The organism is Clostridium mucosae (assembly GCF_024622765.1).
Taxonomy (GTDB): domain Bacteria; phylum Bacillota; class Clostridia; order Clostridiales; family Clostridiaceae; genus Clostridium.
The window spans coordinates 1-2,443 of sequence record NZ_JANKAF010000053.1; the positions used below are offsets into that span (position 1 = coordinate 1).

Annotated in this window: 1 protein-coding gene; it reads right to left on the reverse strand. The window is 27.1% G+C overall.

All coding sequences use genetic code 11. The annotated features are described in order from the left end of the window. Positions 1 to 182: 182 nt before the first annotated feature. On the reverse strand, positions 183 to 2,443 hold a 2,261-nt coding region (locus NSA50_RS19605; protein WP_257448223.1), incomplete at its 5' end, for an SGNH/GDSL hydrolase family protein.

The window sequence follows — 2,443 nt, forward strand, 5'->3', positions numbered from 1 at the left end:
GCTCTTTATTGACATAATACTTGTCTTTGGATTAATATTTTATTGGAGTTAACTATTTTACCAGGTAGATTATGTGCATACTGCTTTTCTACCTGGTATTATTTTTTATAAAAAAAGATCTTAATTTTATAAGATCTTATGCTTAATTTTCGTATTAATTTTTTCTAAGTTAGTTCGCAATGTTAAACTACCTTGTTTACTATCTTCTTAGCTATATTGCTATATCCATCATTATTAGGATGTAATTTATCTAATGTAACCAAATCAATGTTAAAAGAGTTTATTGTTATTTCCTTTAAAGAGTTAATGTAATCAATTCTATACTCTTCACATATTTCAATCATTCCATTTGTAATAAGTTTAAGATTTTCTAACCCATGTCCACCTGCCCTTGAAAATAACGGAGTAACTACAACTATTCTCATTTTAGGATTTTTTTTCATTAAATATTCCATGCACAATCTAAACGCTCCTAGTGTAGTATTAGCTTCTCTTGAATTTGTATTTCCTAAATTGAATCCTCTGCTACTATCATTTGTTCCCCAAAAGAAAATAAAAACATCTATATTAGATATATTCAATTCATTTTCAACTATTAATGAATATGCACTGTCATGAAACCCTCCTGTTGATATGCTTTCATCATATTTTCTAATAGTAGAACCTCCAACTGCAACAGTTGATACATTAGCACCGCTTTTTGTTAAATAATATTGAATTCCATTTAAAGTGACACCTTCTACTTGAACACCATTTCTCGCAGTTATACTATCCCCACCACACATAATGTTCTTAGATAAAATATTTGATTCAAGATTATAAGGTAGCTTCACGTTAATATTAGGATCGGTTGATTCATTTATTCCATTTATAAAAAATGCATCTGTGTAAGGTTTTGATACATTTATTATAATATAATATGCATTTTGCGGTACTTCTACAACATAAAGTCCATTTTCATTTAAGTTATCCGTTGCAGTTGCTAAAGATATTTTAGTTTCATTTATATCAAAGAAGTATCCTATAGTTGCTAATTTATGAGACATATAAAGCTTATTATATCCTTCTATAATTATTTTAGCAGTATCAACCTCGGTACTTTCAACAATATTACCAACACTATTTATATAAGAGTTTAATACTCTTTCTTCTTTGTAAAATAAGTTTACAGTTTTAAATCCTTGAATTTTATGTGAAGGCAATGTACCTCTTGTATAATTTAAATTTGTTGGTTCATTAAAATTTGATGTAACATCAACTTTACCTTTTCTATTTATATAATAAGAAGTGTATTGTGTATTGACTATATTTACTCTTATATAATACATTCCTTTTGGAACTACTAATTTATATATATCATCATATGCTTCTAAAACTAAGTTAGAATGCCTTTTTTTATCATATGTAAACCCATATCCAACACTCCCATATTTAACCTTAAAGTAAATTATTTCACCTTCATTAACTCTTATATAATCGCTAACACTTAAACTTGTACTATCAATTAAATTTCCTACTGTATTTATATATTTATTTGCTGTAATTTTATCAAAATCAACTAAATTATTTATCAACTCACTAGGTAAGTTCTCCATTTTCAAACTATTTATTTGATTATGGTTTATATTTAATCCTTTAATCTCTCCTACATTAGCAGTTTGAGGCTTATAATTTGAATCCTTAGTTAGATAATTATATTCTTCTCTTAATCCAATGCTTTCAACTATATATAAGTTTAACCTTATATAACTTGCCTCTCCACTATTAATTATGCCTGTTTTGTTAGTATCATAAATATCATCAATATAATTAAAATTACTATCATATCTACATCCAGTCAAACTTGTTCCTGTTGCTACAGTTTCAGGATAAAAATAATAATTTATATTTTTATCTACTGGTAAAAAATCAGTACACCAGCCTGTAGTTGTACCTGATGGTTTTGTTATTCCTTCAGACACCCCTCCGAATACATAAGTATATGGAATTAAAATATCTTCACTTATTAAGTTATCTGAATTAATATCGAAAAGATACTTTTTATTAATTTTATTTTTGCTTCCTTTAACATACATTTTCTCAATTAATTCATTATTTATTTCGCTCAGACCTATCGAATTCTCTTCAATTTTTCGACCTTGATAAACCCCACCATTTGTCCAAGCTATCCCATTCCAATAATACCAATTCCCATCTTCTGCAACTACATATATATACTTCTTTCCTTCTAATGTGTTTGCATTGATATCATTTTCTAAATCATCTATGGTTGAAAACACTCCCTTTGGACTTCCACTAGCTTGTGAATTAATTTTATTATCAAGTTCATTATAATTATTCTCTATACTATTAGATAAATTTATTGCAGTTTGTTCCAGATGTGAATCAAATTCATCTAATCTATTTTTTAATTTAGTTTGTCCACCTCTAGCTTCTTTAATTT